General features: G+C 44.6%; 2 protein-coding genes. Both read right to left on the bottom strand.

What is annotated here, in order from left to right; all coding sequences use genetic code 11:
• Window positions 1-259: 259 nt before the first annotated feature.
• Window positions 260-649 (bottom strand): hypothetical protein, encoded by a 390-nt coding sequence (locus L7E55_RS17520; protein ID WP_277445648.1) that lies wholly within the window; start codon window positions 647-649, stop codon window positions 260-262.
• Window positions 650-711: 62 nt separating this feature from the next.
• Window positions 712-1299 (bottom strand): ExeA family protein (locus tag L7E55_RS17515; protein WP_277445647.1); only part of this gene is annotated, 588 nt, incomplete at its 5' end.

The raw sequence follows: 1299 nt of genomic DNA, 5'->3' as shown, positions 1-1299 counted from the left end.
TGTTGCCGCTGACAATATTTGAACCAAGTCTGCCAGAGATAAATGACTACAAAAAGATAAGATTACATGGGCCAAACAGACGGAATTAAATAAAGCATATCATAAGAAATGGCTACCTAGAGTAGCCTTACTTAATAATATAAGGTATTTAATTCCAGTTTCACAGGTTTAAATATAATTTTTTACAGAAGGCACATATTAATTTTAAACTTATACTCGTAGCATAGTGCCCAATTCTTTAGGCGCTATCAATTTAATTTCAGAAAAGTTGCCTTGCTCTTATACCAGGACACAAACCAACTATGTTATCGCCGTCATCTTTGAGGCGCCAGCCGTATTCATCTTTAGCCACTACACCAGACAGCCACCTGTCATTGAAAAATATATCGATTTTATGGTTTTCAAACAACCTGAAGATATCGTTACCTATACCCAAACCCCTGTCTTTGGTGAGGTTTAATTTTCCTTCCGTTATATAGCCGGTCAATTTTTTAAAATCATTTTGACTAATTTCACCGGCAGCCAACATCTTCGTTAACGCCTCCAGGTGGTTTTGGCCAAGATATCTCGAACGGGACTTTACCTTGCCGTCCTCAGCTATATATCGATGCTCCAGATACGCATACCGCCCTTTCCAGCGGATAAACATTTTTCTTATCAACCCCCGATAGTGCCTATTTGTTTAGGCACTAAAAATTTGTCTTTAGTTGGTTAGTAGATTGTTTCAGAAGTAGCCAATTCCATAATGTTGCCATCTACAGTCTGGACCCCCTGAAGATATGCTATTTCCAAACCTCGCAGCGCCAGCGCGTTAATCCGCCTGGGGATTCCCTGGGAAAACTGGAATAGCTGGGCGATGGCGTCTTCGGTAAATACCGGTCGCGCAGCGCCGGCCAGTTTTGTGTGGTGGGCCACATAGGCCTTAGTCTCTTCCCTGTCCAACCCGATCAGGTGGTAGCGCAGAGTGAGCCTTTGGGCTAAAGCTTCATTGCCCCTACGGGCCAGAATGCGGGAAAGTTCAGGATGTCCCGACAGAATGAGAGAGAAAACCGGATACGCATCCATCTCGAAGTTGGTCAACATTCTTAGTTCTTCAAGGACCGAAGGCGAAAGACAGTGGGCTTCATCAATCACCAGAACCGGTATTTGCCCTTCCTGGCGCAAGTTGCAGAAAGTTTCGCGCAGCCGTCGCCTGGATTCACTGGTGGCCCACGGCGGATCGATCTGAAGTTCTCTTAGAAGGTCGCGGTACATTTCCCTTATCACCATCACCGGGTTAGGTACGTAAATGAACTTGAA

The organism is Pelotomaculum isophthalicicum JI, assembly GCF_029478095.1.
Lineage (GTDB): Bacteria > Bacillota > Desulfotomaculia > Desulfotomaculales > Pelotomaculaceae > Pelotomaculum_D > Pelotomaculum_D isophthalicicum.
This window is presented reverse-complemented; position numbering and strand designations above follow the sequence as displayed.

Coding starts and splice junctions, on each gene's coding strand:
- L7E55_RS17520 (WP_277445648.1), bottom strand. CDS start 649: ATGTTTATCCGCTGGAAAGGGCGGTATGCGTATCTGGAGCATCGATAT.